Raw genomic sequence first — 16,551 nt, forward strand, 5'->3', positions numbered from 1 at the left:
CATGACCAAAGTCAAATCGCGCGCCATCCGGATCTGTTATGATCTGTGCTGGCGTCGGCCCCTTGCTGCGCCGCCGCATCCTTGGGGAGGTCCGCCATGTCATTTGCCAGATTGTCAGCCATTCTCACCGCCGGCCTGCTATCCGCATGCACCTACGCGGGAAACGAAGCGCCTTTGCAGAGCCCGGCAATCGCTGCGGCAGGAAGCGAGGAGGCAAAAGTAGCGCGCGGCCTTGCCTTCGTCGATGCGCGGTGCAGCAGTTGCCATGCGGTCCGGCCGGGGGCGGCACCGCCTAACCCGCAGGCCCCCAGCTTCGTAGCCGTCGCGAACGAGATGGATTTCGACCAGGACACCCTTCGCGAATTCTTAACGGACGGCCACGACTTGCCCTTTGCCATGACGATCCTGCTTGAAGAAGACGAAGCAGACATCGCCGCCGCGTACATCATGTCACTGCGTTCGGCGCGGTGACGCACCGTCCGCGAATGGAAGCGCCGTCCAGAGAATTCGCATAAGCCTCAGGGCGGCCCCTCGCGGCCGGTTCGTTGGCATGCTATCGCAGCTCCCGAACGACCCCGGACGAGACGATGAACCCCACAAAACTGAACCGCGCCGCCACCATCGCCACGGCATTCCTGCTCGCTGCCTGCACGACAGCAGCGCAGGCCGCGCCCTACGTGATGTTCCGCGATCCGAACTGCGGATGCTGCCACAAGTGGGCCGAACACGTGCGGCAAGGCATGGATGCAGAAGTGATCGTGCGCGAGGACGTTCCGATGCCTGAGGTAAAGGCAAATCTGGGCGTGCCGAGCGATCTCGTGTCGTGTCATACCATGACGGTCGACGGCTACGTCATCGAGGGTCATGTGCCTTCCCGCGAGATTGAGCGACTGCTCAGCGAACGTCCCAGCGACGTGAAGGGCCTGGCTGTCGCCGGCATGCCGATTGGCTCTCCCGGAATGGAAATGGGCAATCAGCATCAGCCCTATCAGGTCATCGCTTTCGGCGATTTCGGACAACGGGTCTACGCGACGTACTAGGTCGCTGACCTGATATCTGATGCGCCGGACCTGGCAGTAATGGGCGCTCACCTCGTGCGATGCAAAATCGTCGTCGAACGCCACCGTGCATGATCTGGCGAAGGAAGCGCCCTGGCATCCGACTGACAAGGTCTACAGCATGATCGGCAATGCGGCCTCGGATCTTCTCGCGAGCGTCAGTCACCGATGACGATATAAGGTGCCCAGAACGCTGGGTGCGCGAACGCCGTTCCGTCTCTTGCCTCGTCAAGCATCCTGAGCTGCGCCTTCTGCAGGGCGAAAGCAAAATCGCCCCCTGCCGCAGCGGCTTCTACCGCTCCAGCGGTCAACTGCGCCGCCGCATCGTCGCGCACTCGCCAGTGGGACAACATCAGGTTCCGGCTTCCGGCGCTAAGGAATGCGTTGGCAAGACCGGTATAAGCTGGCGCAGTCCCACTGCGGCCCGCAGCGCTGTTGCATGCAGAGAGGATGACAAGGTCCGATCCGAAGTCCAAGGCGGCGATCTCGCTTGCCAAAAGGAAACCATCATCCTCTCCGTCTTCGGCCTCCTCTGGGCGCGACAGGACTAGCGCAGGTTCACGAAGGCCGCCGATCTCGCCGGCTACAAGACCGTGAGTTGCGAAGAGAACGATATCGGCAGGGGTGCGGATCTCATTACGGACCTGTCTCTCGCTCGCCAGCGCGCCTGAAAGGACCCGCGTTTGCGCAGCACGACTGGCCTTGGCAACCGCGGCGATTTCCGCAACCGCGCCGGGCAATGCTGGCAGCACTTCGAGGTCCGCCCCGCTGTAAAGCGCGCCGCGAAAGGCGGGACCGTTGCTATCGATCTCGCTCCCTTGTGCCGGCACGCCGATGCCGAGGAAACTCTCGATGTTCGCGCTCTCGTCACTGCCAGAAAACGCACTCGACGGGGTCAGCGCGGTCGAGAAGGCGTGATGACGCACGGCCCAGTTGATCGCGGCAAAATCGCTGCCATTTTCCGGGCGCGAGGCCAGCAGGACGCTGAAGGGAATGCGCGACAAAGCATCGCTGGTGACGATGGCAACCCTGGACTTGCCGTGCAGCACGGCGCGTATCGCAGGCGGCATGATGAGATCGTGCAGGCTATGTGCGGCCTGTGTGTCGAACTCTCGGCCCAGCGCCGCTGCGCCGTCCAGCGTATCTCGCAAGCGCGCGACAAGTGGGCGGATCGCCGGCCTGCCGCCAGCGGTATCGGCCATGGCGACAGCATCTGACGTCACCACCATGCTGAACAATCGGTGGCGCGAGGGCATGGCGATCAGCACCGCTTCATTGGCGGAAAGACGTTTCTGCAGGCTTTGGACAGTGACTGCCTGAGGGGTGAGCCAGTCGGCATAGTCGGGCCGCGCAGCACTGAGCTCTGCGTGCGCTGCCGCGACTTCGGCTTCGAGACGCGCGATATCCTGCGCGCGGGCCTCGGACTAATCATTGCGTTGGGCGGGAAGGAGCGCCGCCCGCTCCCGGCTCAGCACCCGTAGTCGCGCATTGCCCGATTCCAGCACGTCGACCGCCGCAGCAGCCTTCGCATCGGAGGACAGGCTGGACTTGAGCGTCAGATATTGCCGCGCCTTGGATTCGCATCCCAGCTGGCAAGTTCGAAGGCGCGCAAGGCATCGTCGGCACGGTTCGTGGCGATCGCTGCTTCGGCCAGTCGCATGGCGCTTTCGTAATAGCTTTCCAGATCGGTCCCTAGTTCGAAACTGCGCGCATCTTCGACCATGGCGGAAGTCAGCCGTTCGCGCGCTTCCGCGATCCGCACCCAGCCCTCATCGCCCTGTCCCGCACGGAAAAAGCGTGCGCCGCATTTCGATTGCTTCGGTATGATCTGCGTTTGGGTCGCAACCCAATGGCCGCAATCTTCACTACCGCATCCAAAACCAGACAGTCCGCAATCGCCCCGAAAGCTGCCCAAGGGCGCCTGTTATTATCCGGTTGGGTGAACGCGGAATTCGCAAAACTCTGCGCATCTTTGCAAATGGTGCGCCCGACAGGATTCGAACCTGTGGCCCCCGGATTAGGAATCCGATGCTCTATCCTGCTGAGCTACGGGCGCACTCGAGGCTTCGTTTAGAAGCGCTCTGCCGGGATGACAATGCGCTATGTGACTGGGCGTTAAGTGCCTGGGCGTTAAGTCCCCGACAAAACGCCTGCGTCGTCAGTTGACGACATCGGGCGGTGCGACGGGGAACGGCAAAGGCGCGATCTCGACGCCTTCCTCAAGCAGTTCCTCGACTTCTTCGCCGGTCGCTTCGCCGTGGATGGCCTCGGCCTCCCGCTCGCCATAGTGCATGGCGCGGGCCTCGTCGGCAAAATCGCCGCCGACCCAGCGCGACTTTTCAAGCGCTTCCTTTTGCAAGGTGGCTAGCTTCACCAGTGCCTCGCGCATTTTCGGGGTCACGTTCGCGACCGAAGCGGTCGGCACCATTTCGCCTTCGTCCACGCCGGTTTCTACGCGCATCTCACGCGCGGGCATCTGGTTACCCTTGCGCCCGACAGACGGCGCCATGACCGCTTTCTCCACCTCGGGCGAGCCGCATTCCGGACAGATCAGGAGCCCCGTGTCCTTCTGACGCGCGTAATCGTCCGAGGAGCGAAACCACGCTTCGAAGCGGTGCCCGTTGGGCTGGCAGGAGAGGTCGAAAACAATCATCAGGGCTGCGAATTAGGGATTTTACGGCGATTGGCAAGACTGGGCAACTGTCGGCGCACTTCCTCTATACGGCCAGGATCGATGTCGGCAAAGCCGACGCCCGAAACCTCGCCCATGTCGAGCAGCACTTCACCCCAAGGATCAACGACAAGGCTATGCCCATAAGTCTGCCGCCCGTCCTCATGCGTCCCGACTTGCGCGGTCGCGATCATGTAGGCACTCGCCTCGATCGCACGGGCACGGATCAGCGTTTCCCAATGCGCCTTGCCGGTCGGAACCGTAAACGCCGCAGGCAACGCGATCGCATCGCATCGTTCGTTGCCAAGCGCCTCGAACAATGCGGGAAAACGCAAGTCGTAACAGATCGCAAGGCCAAGCCGGCCAAGCGGAGACTGCACGGTCACCACGCGGTCACCTGCGACATAGGCATTCGATTCGCGCCAGCTTTCGCCCGTCGCAAGGTCGACGTCGAACATATGAATCTTGTCGTATCGGGCGGCGACTTGGCCATCGGCATCGATGAGGAGCGAGCGGTTCGCCCACTTGCCATCCTCACGCTCCACCGCAAGCGAGCCAAGCGCGACCCAGATGCCATGCTCCTTCGCCGCATCGCGAACCCGGTGCAGAACGGGATCGTCGCTCTCGCGGACGATATGGCCCTTCGCGCGGGATCGATCCCGATCCAGCAGCCCGGACATTTCCGGCGTGAACAGCATGCGCGCTCCGCCCGCCGACGCCTTGCCGATCGCATCCACAATCGACTCCGCGTTGGCGGCCGGATCGATGCCGGTAGTCGCCTGGTAAAGCGCGATGCGGGTCGTGCGCTCGTTCACGCCGATACCGTCGTCAAAGGCCAAGCATCGGGTCGAGCTTGCCCGCACGCTCCAGCGCGGCCAGTTCGTCGCTGCCGCCGATGGCCTCATCGTCGATGAAAATCTGCGGCACCGTGCGCGCACCGGGCTTACGCTGCACCATTTCGGCCCGCTTCTCCCTGTCCATCGTCACGTCGTACTCGGTATATTCGACGTCCTTCGATTTCAGCAGGGCGACGGCGCGGTGGCAGTAGGGGCAGCCGAACTGGGTGTAGATCTCGACCTTCGGCTTGTTGTCTTCGGACACGCAATTTCCTTTCGATGACGATGTTCCCGCCCGCTCCGGGGGACTTGAAGCGGACATTACGGCTACCCAGATGTGTGTCGGCGATGCATGCCGCAAGGGTGCAGCGCCAATATCGGATGCGGGCATGCCCGGCGCCTCATGGGCCGGATCAACGCCTGCAGTGAATTGCTTCTCGAGGAGGATTTGCAAGATGAACCGTTTTGATTTTACTCCCTATCGCCGCACCACCGTTGGTTTCGACCGCCTTTTCGACTTGCTCGAAAACAATGCGCGGATGAATTCGGGCGACAATTACCCGCCCTTCAATATCGAGCGCCGCGGCGAAGACAACTATCGCATCACTCTCGCCCTTGCCGGCTTCAAGCCCGAGGATATCGAGATCACCGCGCAACAGAACCTGCTGACCGTGCAGGGCCGCAAGGCCGAGGAAGCCCAGAAGGGCGAATTCCTCCACGTCGGCATCGCCCAGCGCGGGTTTGAGCGCCGTTTCGAACTGGCCGATTTCGTCCTTGTGAAGGATGCCAAGCTGGCCGACGGCCTGCTCGTCATCGATCTTGAGCGGGAAGTGCCCGAAGCGATGAAGCCGAAGAAGATCGCGATCAACGGCGCGAAACAGCTTTCCGTCGTTGAGAGCGAGGATGGCGGCGAAGACAAAGCCGCCTAACTCTTGGTGAAAACACATAAAAAGGGCGCGTCCGGGCAATCCGGACGCGCCCTTTTTAGTATAATTTGATTATTTTATGTAATTTGGGGGCAGGCCGAAGCCCGCCCCCGCGACGTCACCGCCGCATTGCCCCCTAGAATGACCATCCGGGTCGCAGAAAGATAGTCACCCCCGGGAAGCAAACCCTTATAACATTTCTAACATTCTTCCGCGATATCGATAAGAGCATTTCTGTCAACAATTGTTACCTTTCCCTGATTCAGGGAAACAATGTCGCAGTCCGCCCATGCCGAAAGCTGTCGATTGATCTGTTCGCGGCTCATACCGGCAAAGTTGCCAAGCTCCCCCTGGCTGAGCGCCAGTTTGAGCTGGCTTCCGCCCTTTTCATCGCCCTCGCCGATCATAAGGCGCAGCAGGAACCGCGCCAGGCGCGGGCCGGACGTATAGGCGCGCTCTGCCTCGATCGTGAGGTTGGTCTGCCGAAGACGGCGGGCCAGTGCCCGCATGACGCGCAGCGCCAGCGCAGGCTGCTCGGTCATCGCCGCCTCGAACGCAGGGCGATCCAGCCGTAGCGTCTCGCAATCGGTGAAGGCATGAACGCTGGCCGTGCGGTCGCCGCCGTCGATCATCGCGATCTCGCCCAGGATTTCGCCGGCCTCGGCATAGTCGAGCACGATTTCCCGCCCGTTGGCGGCAATCACGCTAACCCGGGCGATGCCCGATACGAGGATGAACAGAGCGTCGCCCTCCTCCCCTTGCGAGAGAATTTCGGCACCGGCCTTGAAGCTGCGCGGACGGGCACGGGCGAGGATATCGGAAAGCTCATCGGCAGAGCAGTCCGCGAACAGGCTTCCGCTCGGCAGAAGGCCGCTCAGTTCGCTTGCGTCTACGGACGACATGATAGTTTCGATAGCCCCGCGCCCTTGCGCGCCGTCCGGGCCATCGTGCCCGGATCCAGCGACCCGCATCACATTAACTTAAGTTAAAGCATGCACCGGGCTATCGGCCGGAAAAGGGGTTTTGACAAGCCCCCTACCCCTTATGCCCATCACATCAGGCGAGATTGTTCCAGAGCGGCACCGATGAAACCGGCGAACAGCGGGTGCGGATCGAACGGACGGCTCTTGTATTCCGGGTGGAACTGCACGCCGACGAACCACGGGTGGTCAGGACGCTCGACGATTTCGGGCAGCAGGCCGTCGGGCGACATTCCGGAGAACATCAGGCCGCCCTCTTCAAGCCGGTCCTTGTAAGCCACGTTCACTTCATAGCGGTGGCGGTGACGTTCCGAAATGTCGGTCGTGCCGTAAAGCGATGCCGCGCGGCTGTTGCCCGACAACTTGGCATCATAGGCGCCAAGACGCATCGTGCCGCCAAGATCGCCGCCGGCTGCACGGGTTTCGAGGCCTTCGGCCGTCATCCACTCGGTAATGATACCGACGACAGGTTCGGAAGATTCGCCGAACTCGCTCGACGAAGCGGCAGCGATGCCGGCGGTGTTACGCGCGCCTTCGATGCAGGCCATCTGCATGCCGAGACAGATGCCAAGGAATGGCACGCCGCGTTCGCGCGCGAAACGCACGCTTTCGATCTTGCCCTCGCTGCCGCGATTGCCGAATCCGCCGGGGACGAGAATGCCGTGCATCGGTTCGAGCTGGGCCAGAATGTCGCTGTCGTCCTGCTCGAACAGTTCGGCGTCGATCCAGTTGATGTTGACCTTCACCCGGTTCGCCATGCCGCCATGGACCAGCGCCTCGTTCAGCGACTTGTAGGCATCGGGCAGGCCGACGTACTTGCCCACGACCGCGATGGTGACTTCGCTTTCGGGGTTTTCGTAGCGGTCGACGATGTCGTGCCAGGTCGTGAGATCGGGCTTGGGAGCTTCGAGGCCGAAGTGGCGCAGCACCTCGTTGTCCAAACCTTCGGCGTGATACTGCAGCGGCACCGCGTAGATCGAGCTTGCGTCAAGCGCGGGGATGACCGCCTCGGCACGCACGTTGCAGAACTGCGCGATCTTGCGGCGCTCCCCATCGGGCAGTGGCTGTTCGCAGCGGCACAGCAGGACGTCGGGCTGAACGCCCAGCGAAGTCAGTTCGCGGACCGAGTGCTGCGTCGGCTTCGTCTTAAGCTCGCCCGCGGCCTTGATGTAGGGGACCAGCGTGACGTGAATCGCGCAAGTATCCTCGCGTGGGAGCTCGTTGCGCAGCTGGCGGATCGCCTCGATGAAGGGCAGCCCCTCGATATCGCCAACCGTGCCGCCGAACTCGCACAGAACGAAGTCCAGCCCGTCGGTGTCGGCCAGCGCGAACTGCTTGATCGCGTCGGTCACGTGCGGGATCACCTGAACCGTCGCGCCCAGATAGTCGCCGCGGCGCTCCTTGGCGATGATCGACTGGTAGATCCGGCCCGATGTGATGTTGTCACCCTGGTGCGCCGAAACGCCGGTGAAACGTTCGTAGTGCCCCAGATCGAGGTCGGTTTCCGCGCCGTCATCGGTCACGAAAACCTCGCCGTGCTGATACGGGCTCATCGTCCCGGGATCGACGTTGAGGTAGGGATCGAACTTGCGGATGCGGACCTTGTACCCGCGCGCCTGCAGCAGCGCTGCAAGACTTGCCGCCATGAGACCTTTGCCGAGCGAGGAGACCACGCCGCCGGTGATAAAAATGTACCGCGCCATGGGAGTCGGGCCTTAATCAATAAAGGTGCATCGCCGCAAGCTAGGCGAGCACCGGTTTGCACAATTGGATGACATTTTTACGCGCGGCCAACCGACCGCGCGACGGCATGCGTGCCTTACTGGCCGACAGCACCCGCAAGCGGATCGTCGCTGGCCGGTGCCGGCGAAGGCGTTTCAGCCGGCTCACTGGGCGTTCTGTCGTTCGCATTGGACGTTCCGGCAAGCGGATCGACATCGAGCGGAACCGTGCGGTCGAGCGAGGTGTCGACGTCGCTGCCCGAGGTCGTATTCACCGAAACGCCGGCAAGCGCGATCGAGAGAACCACGAAAAGCGTTGCCAGAATGGTCGTCGCACGAGTCAGGAAGTCGGCCGCACCGCGCGCCGACATCAGGCCCGACGGGCTGCCGCCAACGCCAAGGCCACCGCCTTCGGAACGCTGCATGAGGACAACCGCCACGAGCCCCGCGCCGACAAGCGCCTGGACCACGGTCAGGAACAGAAAAAGCGACATGACCTGCTAAACTTCCGTCTGGTATCTCTTGAAATCGTCGCCGCCCTTAGACCCATGGCGGGTGCGGCGCAAGGACCGCGACGGTGCGACGTGCAATCAGTCCTGCTCGGCAGCGGCCGCGATGATGGGGACGAAACCGTCCGCAGTCAGGCTTGCCCCGCCGACGAGCGCGCCGCCGACTTCGGCAACGGCGAGCAATTCCTCTGCGTTCTCGCCCTTCACCGAACCGCCGTAAAGGATGCGCACGTCCGCGCCTTCCTCGCCATACTTGTCGGTCAGAACGGTGCGCAGACGCTTATGCATGGCGGCAACGTCGGAAACCTGCGGTACGCGGCCCGTGCCGATGGCCCAGATCGGTTCATAGGCAACCGACAGGCGCTGCGCCGTGTCGGGAAGCGATGCGGCCAGCTGGCGCGCGACGACTTCCTCGGCCTCGCCCGAATCGCGTTCGGCTTCCGATTCGCCGACACACAGGATGACGCCCATGTCGACGGCCTGCGCGGCTTCGGCCTTGGCTTTCACCTGCTCGTTCGTTTCATTGTGATCGGCGCGACGTTCGGAGTGCCCGACGATTACGAAGTCGGCCCCGGCCTCACGCAGCATCGGGGCGGCCAGATCGCCCGTGTGAGCGCCTTTTTCCGCGTGATGACAGTTCTGTGCGCCGACGCCGATGCCGGTCAGCCCCTCGCGCATGGCAGCGATCAGCGTGACCGGCGGCGCGATGGCGACCTCGACCTTGGGCTGGCGCTGGGCGGCGCGATCGATCGCGCGTGCTTCCGACAAAGCGGCACGCATGCCGTTCATCTTCCAATTGCCTACGATGTAATAACGTTGGCTCATGAGCCCCTCTGGTCCTGACCTGCCCTGTTTAGCGAATAGATGCGAAGTGCGCGGCGGCTAGCCGAAGCGGTCCACCGTGTCAAAGCACGAGACGCCGATTGGTTGCAGCCTTGCCTCTAGCCGTTTAGAGCACCGCGCAAACGGGCATCCCCGGCAGGACCGCCCCACTTGATATTTGACAGGCCGGAAAAACATGATCCAAGGTTTTCGCAAGCTTTTTCAATCACCTATCGGCCTTGTGCTCACTCTGGGCTTCGTCGGCCTGATCGCGCTTGCCTTCGCCAGCGCAGATATCACCGGATCGGGCTTCGGCGGCATTGCCGGCGGTGAACGCGTGGCGACCGTCGGTAGCGAACGGATTTCCACAAGTACCTATCGCGAGACGCTGAACGGCGCATACGAACGTGCTCGGGCTGAAAATCCGGGCCTTACGTGGCAGGAATTCCTCGACGGGGGCGCAACCGACGGCGTGCTCGACCAGATGACCGAGCGTCTGGCGGTCTTTGCTTTTGCCAAGGAAAACGGCGTGCGGATCGGCGATTCGCTGATCGGCAGCGAACTGACGCAAATCCCGGCGTTCCAGGGCCCTGACGGCCAGTTCAGCCAGGAAATGTACCAGGCTGCCCTGCAGCAGCGCGGTCTTTCCGAAAAGCTCGTTCGCGAGGATCTTGAGCAGGGCCTTGCCGCCCGCATGATGCTGATCCCGGCGCAGATCGGTTCGCAGTTCCCCGAAAAGATGGCGCGCCAGTATGCGCGCCTGCTCAACGAAACGAGGCATGGATCGGTCGCCTTCGTGCCGTCGTCGATCTTTGCAGCCGACATCAAGGCGACGGACGAGCAGCTTCGCAGCTACCTTTCCGCGAACCGCAGCCGATATTCCCTGCCGGAACGTCGCACGGTCCGTTATGCGATCATCGATCGTAGCGGTCTTTCCGACGTTGCGGCGACCGATGCGGAAATCGCTGACTACTACAAGAACAATCGCGACGAATACGCAGGCTCCGAACAGCGGGTGATGACCCAGCTCGTCCTGCCGACCGAAGCGGCGGCCAATGCCGTGCTGTCCGATCTTTCGAGCCCCGCACAGATGGCGGCCGTCGCTCGTGAAAAAGGCCTCGCGACCACGCAGGTATCGGCCGAGAGCCGCGCCGACCTGTCGGCCAAGACCTCGCCCGCCGTAACGCAGGCCGTCTACGACACGGCCCAAGGCGCGGTAGCCGGGCCGGTTCGCGGTCCGCTGGGCTGGTATCTCATGCGTGTCGATTCGATCACGCGCACGAACGACCGTCCGCTTGCCGCTGTACGCGACGAAATCGCCGGTATCGTGACCGAGGACAAGCGCCGCCAGGCCCTGGCCGAGCTTGCGTCGGAGGCCGAGAACGAGCTAAACAGCGGTGCGAGCCTTCAGGAAGTCGCCAAGTCGCTGAATGCCGAGGTGGCGACGACTGAGGCCCTTCTCGAAAACGGTCAGCCCTTCGATCAGGGCGCCGGCGAAGTGCCCGCACAGGTCCAGCGCGTCGTGCAGAACGTCTTCGCCATGGAACCGGGCAGCGACGCGCAGATCGCCATTGCCGCCGATGGCGAATCCTACATCCTTTACGAACCGGCCGATATCACCCCGTCGGCCCCACCGCCGTTCGACCAGATCAAACCCGCTCTCGAAGCGGCCTACAAGCAGGAGCAGGGTTCGAAAAAGGCCAGCGCCGCTGCGGACAAGGTCCTTGCCGCGATCCGCAAGGGCCAGACCCCGGCCGAGGCCATGAAGCTGATCGATAAGAACACGCCACCCGTCAGCCCCGTCGACATGAGCCGGCAAGAACTTGTCGGTGCGCAGCAGCAGGTTCCCCCGCCGCTCGCCCTGATGTTCTCCATGGCCAAGGGATCGGCCAAGAAACTGGAAGCGCCGCGCGACGCGGGCTGGTTCATCGTCGATCTCGACCGGATCGATACCAAGGACATTGCCAAGGACGATCCGCTGGTCGCGGCGACCGTTCGCCAGCTTGGTCCGGCGGTCGGCGGCGAGATGGGCGAACAGCTTACGCGCGCGATTCAGGCCGATGTCGGCGTGACGAAGAACCAGACCGCGATCGACGCCGTCATCGCCCAGCTCACCGGCAATCGCTGAACCGGTCATGGGGGCACCGACCGCATTGAGTGACGAGGCCGCGCGCGACAGGCTGGCCGAAAGCGAACTGGCAGCAGGCCGCCCCGGCGTGGTCTGGCGCAAGGTCATTGCCGACTGCGACACGCCCGTCGCGGCGGCGGTGAAGCTGATCGAGCCGGGACGCGGCGACTTCCTGCTGGAATCGGTGGAAGGCGGCGAAGTTCGCGGGCGCTACAGCCTTGTCGGGCTGGACCCCGACCTCGTCTATCGCGCACAAGGCACGAAGGCCGAGATCAACCGCCAATGGCGCCGCGACCGCGATGCGTTCGAGGATACCGGAGCCGATCCGCTGACCTCGCTTCGCGCGCTGGTCGAGGAATGCCGGTTCGAAATTCCCGAAGGTCTGCCTGCCGCGCTTGCCTGCCTCGTCGGCTATTTCGGTTACGAGACGATCGGACTGGTCGAAACGATTGGACGCCCTCCGGCAAATCCGCTCGACGTGCCCGATATGCTGTTCACGCGCCCTGCCCTGGTGCTGGTGTTCGACCGGCTTCAGGATGCGCTCTATTGTGTCGCACCGGTGTGGCCGGGGGACGAGGCCGCTGCCAGCGCCGTCGCGAAGGCCCGCGCGCGCGTCGACGAATGCCTTGCGCGGTTGAGCGCGGCACGCCTGCCTGCACAGCCCTATCCCGCAGACGTGCCGGAACCGGCGCTGAACCCGAACCTTGCACCCGGCGCCTACCGCGAAATGGTGCTGAAGGCGAAGGACTACATCACAGCGGGCGACATCTTTCAGGTCGTGCTTGCACAGCGGTTTTCGACGCCGTTCCCGCTGCCGCCGATCGACCTCTACCGCGCGCTGCGCCGCGTGAACCCTTCGCCGTTCCTCTACTTCCTCGACTTGCCCGGCTTTGCATTGACCGGATCGAGCCCGGAAATCCTCGTCCGGGTGCGTAACGACGCAGATGGCACGCCCGAAGTGACGATCCGCCCGATCGCGGGAACCCGCCCGCGCGGCAAGACGCCGGAGGAAGACCGCGCCAATCGCGAAAGCCTGCTGGCAGACCCCAAGGAACGCGCAGAGCACCTGATGCTGCTCGACCTCGGCCGGAACGATGTCGGCCGTGTGGCCAGGGCAGGCACGGTGCGCGTCACCGACAGCTACACGGTCGAAAACTACAGCCACGTCATGCACATCGTATCGAACGTGGTCGGCGCGCTCGATCCCGCGCGCGATGCGATCGATGCTTTGTTCGCGGGCTTCCCGGCCGGGACGGTGAGCGGCGCACCCAAGGTCCGCGCCTGTCAGATCATTGCAGAGCTGGAGCCGGAAACGCGCGGTGCCTATGCAGGCGGCGTCGGCTATTTCTCGCCCGATGGCTCGGTCGACAGCTGCATCGTCCTGCGCACCGCCCTGGTGAAGGACGGGGTGATGCACGTGCAGGCCGGTGCCGGTATCGTCGCCGACAGCGATCCCGAGTACGAACAGCGCGAGTGCGAGGCCAAGGCAGGCGCGCTCGTCGCCGCGGCCCGCGAAGCGCTCCGCGTCTCGCGTGAGCCGGGTTACGGCCAGTAGGACCAACGTGAAGATGACCGAACGACGTACTCTCTACCCCGAAATCGAGCCTTACGAGAGCGGCTGGCTGGACGTGGGCGAAGGGCATTCGATCTATTACGAGCGCGTCGGCACGCCCGGCGCAAAGCCAGCGGTTTTCCTGCACGGCGGCCCCGGCGGCGGCATGTCGCCCAGCCACCGGCGCCAGTGGAATCCCGAGCTTTACGACGTGGTCCTGTTCGACCAGCGCGGTTGCGGGCAGTCGAAGCCTTTTGCCGAGATCGAGAACAACGATACATGGCGCATCGTCGCCGATATCGAGCGTTTGCGCGAAATGTGCGGGCACGAGGCATGGCAGGCTTTTGGCGGCAGTTGGGGTTCGACCCTTGCGCTGGCCTATGCGCAGGAGCACCCAGAACGCGTGACCGAACTTGTCCTGCGCGGGATATTCCTTGCCCGCGAGAAAGAGGACGAGTGGCTTTACGGCCGCGGCGCGAGCGAGATCATGCCCGAACAGTGGGACGCCTTCACCGGACTGATCCCTGAGGAAGAGCGCGACAACCTGGTCGGTGCCTACGAACGCCGCCTCAATAGCGATGACAAGGATGTCGCACTTGCCGCTGCGCGGGAGTGGTCCTTGTGGGAAGCCAATGTCGCGACCCTGCTGCCCAATCCCGACCTGCTCGAAGAATTCGCCGATCCGTCGAAGGCGCTGCCCTTCGCGCGTATCTGCGTGCGTTTTTTCCGCGACCGTTTCTACCTCGAGGAAGGCCAGTTGCTCGCCAACATCGATCGCATCCGGCACATTCCGACCGTGATGGTCCAGGGCCGCTACGATATCTGCACGCCGCCGACTTCGGCCTGGGAAATCAAGAAGGCCTGGCCCGAGGCCGAACTGTGGATCGTGCCCGATGCGGGCCATTCGGCTGGCGAGCCCGGCATTATCGACGGCCTTGTCCGCGCGACCGACATGTTTGCCGGGGGCGCGGCATGATCCTCGTCATCGACAATTACGACAGCTTCACCTGGAACCTCGTCCACTACCTCATGGAAATGGGCGCGAAAGTCGAAGTCGTGCGCAACGACGCGATGACCGCGGCCGAAGCGATCGCGACAGGCGCCGAAGGCTTCCTGCTTTCACCCGGCCCTTGCACACCGAACGAGGCGGGCATCAGCCTCGATCTCGTCGGGGCCTGTGCCGATGCAGGGAAACCGCTGCTGGGCGTTTGCCTTGGCCACCAGTCCATCGGCCAGTATTTCGGCGGCACCGTGGTCCAGGGCGGCTTGATGCACGGCAAGACCAGTCCGGTCGATCATGATGGGACCGGCGTTTTTGCCGGCATCCCCTCGCCCTATCTCGCCACGCGTTACCATTCGCTGGTGGTCGAGGATATTCCGGAAAGCCTTCTGGTAAATGCCACGACGCCGCGACCGGGCGAGGACGGCACCCACGCGATGGGCTTTCGCCACGCCGAACTGCCGATCCACGGCGTGCAGTTTCACCCTGAAAGCATCGCGACCGAACATGGCCACGCGCTGCTCGCCAACTTCCTCAATATCTGCGGCATCGACGCAAGGGTGCCCGCGTGACCTATTCCGCAGCCGAGACCGAGGCGCTGTTCGGGCAAATGCTCGACGGGCTGATGACCGACGATGCCATCGCCGACCTGCTGGTGGAAATGGCCGATCGGGGCGAAACGGCAGAGGAAATCGCCGGGGCCGTGCGCGCGATGCGGGCAAGGATGCTCACCGTTGCCGCACCCGCCAATGCCATCGACGTGTGCGGAACGGGGGGTGACGGGCAGCATAGCCTCAACGTATCGACCGCCGTTGCCTTGGTCGTCGCGGCCTGCGGCGTGCCGGTGGCAAAGCATGGCAATCGCGCGGCGTCCAGCAAGGCGGGCGGCGCGGATACGCTTGAAACGCTGGGCCTCGACCTCGCCCGCGCAGGGATCAGGGCCGAAGAGACGCTGCCCGATCTGGGGATCGCGTTCCTGTTCGCACAGGCGCACCACCCGGCGCTGGCCCGCATCGCTCCGATCCGCAAGGCGCTGGGCCGCCGCACGATCTTCAACCTCACCGGCCCGCTCGCCAATCCGGCCTGCGTGACGCGCCAGCTTGTCGGCGTGCCGCGTCCCGAACTCGTCCCTCTCTATGCAGAGGCGATGCGTTTGCTGGGGACCGAACGTGCGCTGGTCGTGTCGGGCATGGAAGGCCTCGACGAGATGTCGATCGCGGGTCCGACGCGTGTCAAAGCCATCGGCATGGACGTTCCAGCACAGCTTTCCCCTGCCGATGCGGGCCTTCCCTCGCACCCGTTGGAGGCGATCAAGGGCGGCGACCCCGACTACAACGCCGATGCGCTGCGCCGCCTATTGATGGGCGAGACCGGGGCCTATCGCGACGCCGTGGTGCTCAACTCCGCCGCCGCGCTATGGCTGGCGGGAGAGGCGCACGACCTTGCCTCGGGCGCGGAAGAAGCGGGCGAAGTGATCGACAAGGGCCTTGCCAAGGCGCTGCTCGATTGCTGGATCGCGACGGTCAAGGCATGAGGCTGGCATGACGACGGCAAAAAACAAGCTCATCGAAATCTGCGACACCAAGCGCGGCGAAGTCGCCGAACGGAAGACGCGGCTTTCGCTCGCCGATCTCGAAGCGGCGGAACTGGCGCGCGAACCCGTGCGCGGGTTCGAAGCGCGCTTGCGCGAAGCGGCAAGGGACGGCTTTGGCCTGATCGCAGAAATCAAGCGAGCTTCTCCATCGAAAGGATTGATTCGAGAAGATTTCAATCCCGAAGATCACGCACGCGACTATGCCGCAGGTGGTGCGGCATGCCTCTCGGTTTTGACCGATGCGCCCTATTTCCAGGGGCATGAGAATTACCTCCTCGCCGCGCGCAAGGCCTGCACCCTTCCGGTCCTGCGGAAGGACTTCATGGTAGACCCTTGGCAAGTGGCAGAGGCGCGTTCGATCGGAGCGGACGCGATCCTTGTCATCGTCGCCGCACTGGAAGACGCGCAAATGGCCGAGATCGAGGCCGCCGCGATGGAGCGCGGCATGGACGTGCTCGTCGAAGTGCACGACGAGGCGGAGATGGAACGCGCCGCGCGCCTCAAATCGCGCCTCATCGGGGTGAACAACCGCGACTTGCGCACGTTCGTCACCGATATCGCGAATACCGAACGGCTTGCCCCTCTCGCCCCGGACGGCACGCTGCTCGTCGCGGAAAGCGGCATCAATTCGCATGAGGATTGCGAAAGGCTGGCCCGTCACGGCGTGCGCGCCTTTCTCGTCGGAGAAAGCCTGATGCGGCAGGCCAATGTCGAAAACGCGACCCGCAAGCTACTGACCGGAGAGGGTTGAGCG

Annotated in this window: 18 protein-coding genes and 1 tRNA gene; 9 read left to right on the forward strand and 10 right to left on the reverse strand. The window is 63.6% G+C overall.

Translation table 11 applies throughout. The annotated features are described in order from the left end of the window. The first annotated feature begins 96 nt into the window (after window positions 1-96). Both FAX90_RS01860 and FAX90_RS01865 read left to right on the forward strand, forming a co-directional pair. Window positions 97-471, forward strand: a complete 375-nt coding sequence (locus FAX90_RS01860; protein ID WP_144095012.1) for a cytochrome c — start codon at window positions 97-99, stop codon at window positions 469-471. A gap of 116 nt (window positions 472-587) precedes the next feature. After that, on the forward strand, window positions 588-1,040 hold the full coding sequence (locus FAX90_RS01865; RefSeq protein WP_144095014.1) for a DUF411 domain-containing protein: 453 nt from the start codon (window positions 588-590) through the stop codon (window positions 1,038-1,040). 176 nt (window positions 1,041-1,216) lie between these two features. On the opposite strand, the gene FAX90_RS01870 is transcribed toward FAX90_RS01865, so the two are convergent. The 6 genes from FAX90_RS01870 to grxC all read right to left on the reverse strand — a co-directional run bounded on the left by FAX90_RS01870 (window position 1,217) and on the right by grxC (window position 4,830). Next, a complete protein-coding gene (locus FAX90_RS01870; RefSeq protein WP_205700607.1) occupies window positions 1,217-2,281 on the reverse strand; it encodes a CHAT domain-containing protein in 1,065 nt (354 codons plus the stop codon). A gap of 332 nt (window positions 2,282-2,613) precedes the next feature. Then, entirely contained in the window at window positions 2,614-2,820 is a 207-nt protein-coding gene (locus FAX90_RS01875) for a hypothetical protein (RefSeq protein ID WP_144095018.1), read from the reverse strand. A gap of 217 nt (window positions 2,821-3,037) precedes the next feature. Continuing rightward, window positions 3,038-3,114: transfer RNA gene (locus tag FAX90_RS01880), tRNA-Arg, on the reverse strand. Between the two features lie 102 nt (window positions 3,115-3,216). Beyond that, window positions 3,217-3,711 carry a DUF1178 family protein gene (locus FAX90_RS01885; RefSeq protein WP_144095020.1) on the reverse strand — a complete coding sequence of 165 codons (495 nt, stop codon included), beginning with the start codon at window positions 3,709-3,711 and terminating at the stop codon, window positions 3,217-3,219. After that, on the reverse strand, window positions 3,711-4,568 hold the full coding sequence (locus FAX90_RS01890) for a carbon-nitrogen hydrolase family protein (RefSeq protein ID WP_240704667.1): 858 nt from the start codon (window positions 4,566-4,568) through the stop codon (window positions 3,711-3,713). Before FAX90_RS01890 ends, FAX90_RS01885 begins: the two co-directional genes overlap by 1 nt. Further along, window positions 4,558-4,830, reverse strand: coding sequence for a glutaredoxin 3 (gene grxC, locus FAX90_RS01895; protein WP_240704668.1), 273 nt, complete (start codon window positions 4,828-4,830; stop codon window positions 4,558-4,560). The genes FAX90_RS01890 and grxC overlap by 11 nt, the downstream gene beginning before the upstream one ends. 190 nt (window positions 4,831-5,020) lie before the next feature. Between grxC and FAX90_RS01900 the strand changes: the two genes are divergently transcribed. After that, a complete protein-coding gene (locus tag FAX90_RS01900; RefSeq protein ID WP_205700608.1) occupies window positions 5,021-5,494 on the forward strand; it encodes an Hsp20 family protein in 474 nt (157 codons plus the stop codon). Between the two features lie 197 nt (window positions 5,495-5,691). Here the strand turns inward: FAX90_RS01900 and FAX90_RS01905 are convergent, their stop codons facing one another. The 4 genes from FAX90_RS01905 to tpiA form a co-directional block, all read right to left on the reverse strand. Continuing rightward, window positions 5,692-6,393 (reverse strand): Crp/Fnr family transcriptional regulator, encoded by a 702-nt coding sequence (locus FAX90_RS01905; RefSeq protein ID WP_144095026.1) that lies wholly within the window; start codon window positions 6,391-6,393, stop codon window positions 5,692-5,694. 149 nt (window positions 6,394-6,542) lie between these two features. Continuing rightward, the gene (locus tag FAX90_RS01910) at window positions 6,543-8,174 is read right to left on the reverse strand and encodes a CTP synthase (RefSeq protein ID WP_144095028.1); all 1,632 of its coding nucleotides are present in this window, start codon (window positions 8,172-8,174) and stop codon (window positions 6,543-6,545) included. A 116-nt stretch (window positions 8,175-8,290) separates the two neighbouring features. Next, window positions 8,291-8,686, reverse strand: coding sequence for a preprotein translocase subunit SecG (gene secG / locus FAX90_RS01915; RefSeq protein WP_144095030.1), 396 nt, complete (start codon window positions 8,684-8,686; stop codon window positions 8,291-8,293). A gap of 96 nt (window positions 8,687-8,782) precedes the next feature. Next, window positions 8,783-9,526, reverse strand: coding sequence for a triose-phosphate isomerase (gene tpiA, locus FAX90_RS01920; RefSeq protein ID WP_144095032.1), 744 nt, complete (start codon window positions 9,524-9,526; stop codon window positions 8,783-8,785). 193 nt (window positions 9,527-9,719) lie between these two features. On the opposite strand from tpiA, the gene FAX90_RS01925 reads away from it, so the two are divergent. From FAX90_RS01925 to trpC, 6 genes are read left to right on the forward strand one after another with little or no spacing between them, the layout of a single operon-like run. Beyond that, window positions 9,720-11,651, forward strand: coding sequence for a peptidylprolyl isomerase (locus FAX90_RS01925; RefSeq protein WP_144095034.1), 1,932 nt, complete (start codon window positions 9,720-9,722; stop codon window positions 11,649-11,651). A 7-nt stretch (window positions 11,652-11,658) separates the two neighbouring features. Then, the gene (trpE, locus tag FAX90_RS01930) at window positions 11,659-13,206 is read left to right on the forward strand and encodes an anthranilate synthase component I (protein ID WP_144095036.1); all 1,548 of its coding nucleotides are present in this window, start codon (window positions 11,659-11,661) and stop codon (window positions 13,204-13,206) included. 13 nt (window positions 13,207-13,219) lie between these two features. Then, window positions 13,220-14,179, forward strand: a complete 960-nt coding sequence (gene pip / locus FAX90_RS01935) for a prolyl aminopeptidase (protein WP_144095038.1) — start codon at window positions 13,220-13,222, stop codon at window positions 14,177-14,179. After that, the gene (locus FAX90_RS01940; RefSeq protein ID WP_144095040.1) at window positions 14,176-14,775 is read left to right on the forward strand and encodes an anthranilate synthase component II; all 600 of its coding nucleotides are present in this window, start codon (window positions 14,176-14,178) and stop codon (window positions 14,773-14,775) included. The genes pip and FAX90_RS01940 overlap by 4 nt, the downstream gene beginning before the upstream one ends. Beyond that, window positions 14,772-15,737: an anthranilate phosphoribosyltransferase gene (gene trpD / locus FAX90_RS01945; protein ID WP_240704669.1), complete on the forward strand. Its 966-nt coding sequence runs from the start codon at window positions 14,772-14,774 to the stop codon at window positions 15,735-15,737. Before FAX90_RS01940 ends, trpD begins: the two co-directional genes overlap by 4 nt. A gap of 7 nt (window positions 15,738-15,744) precedes the next feature. Then, entirely contained in the window at window positions 15,745-16,548 is an 804-nt protein-coding gene (gene trpC, locus FAX90_RS01950) for an indole-3-glycerol phosphate synthase TrpC (RefSeq protein ID WP_144095044.1), read from the forward strand. Window positions 16,549-16,551 lie beyond the last annotated feature (3 nt).

This window comes from Croceicoccus sediminis (assembly GCF_007570835.1).
Lineage (GTDB): Bacteria > Pseudomonadota > Alphaproteobacteria > Sphingomonadales > Sphingomonadaceae > Croceicoccus > Croceicoccus sediminis.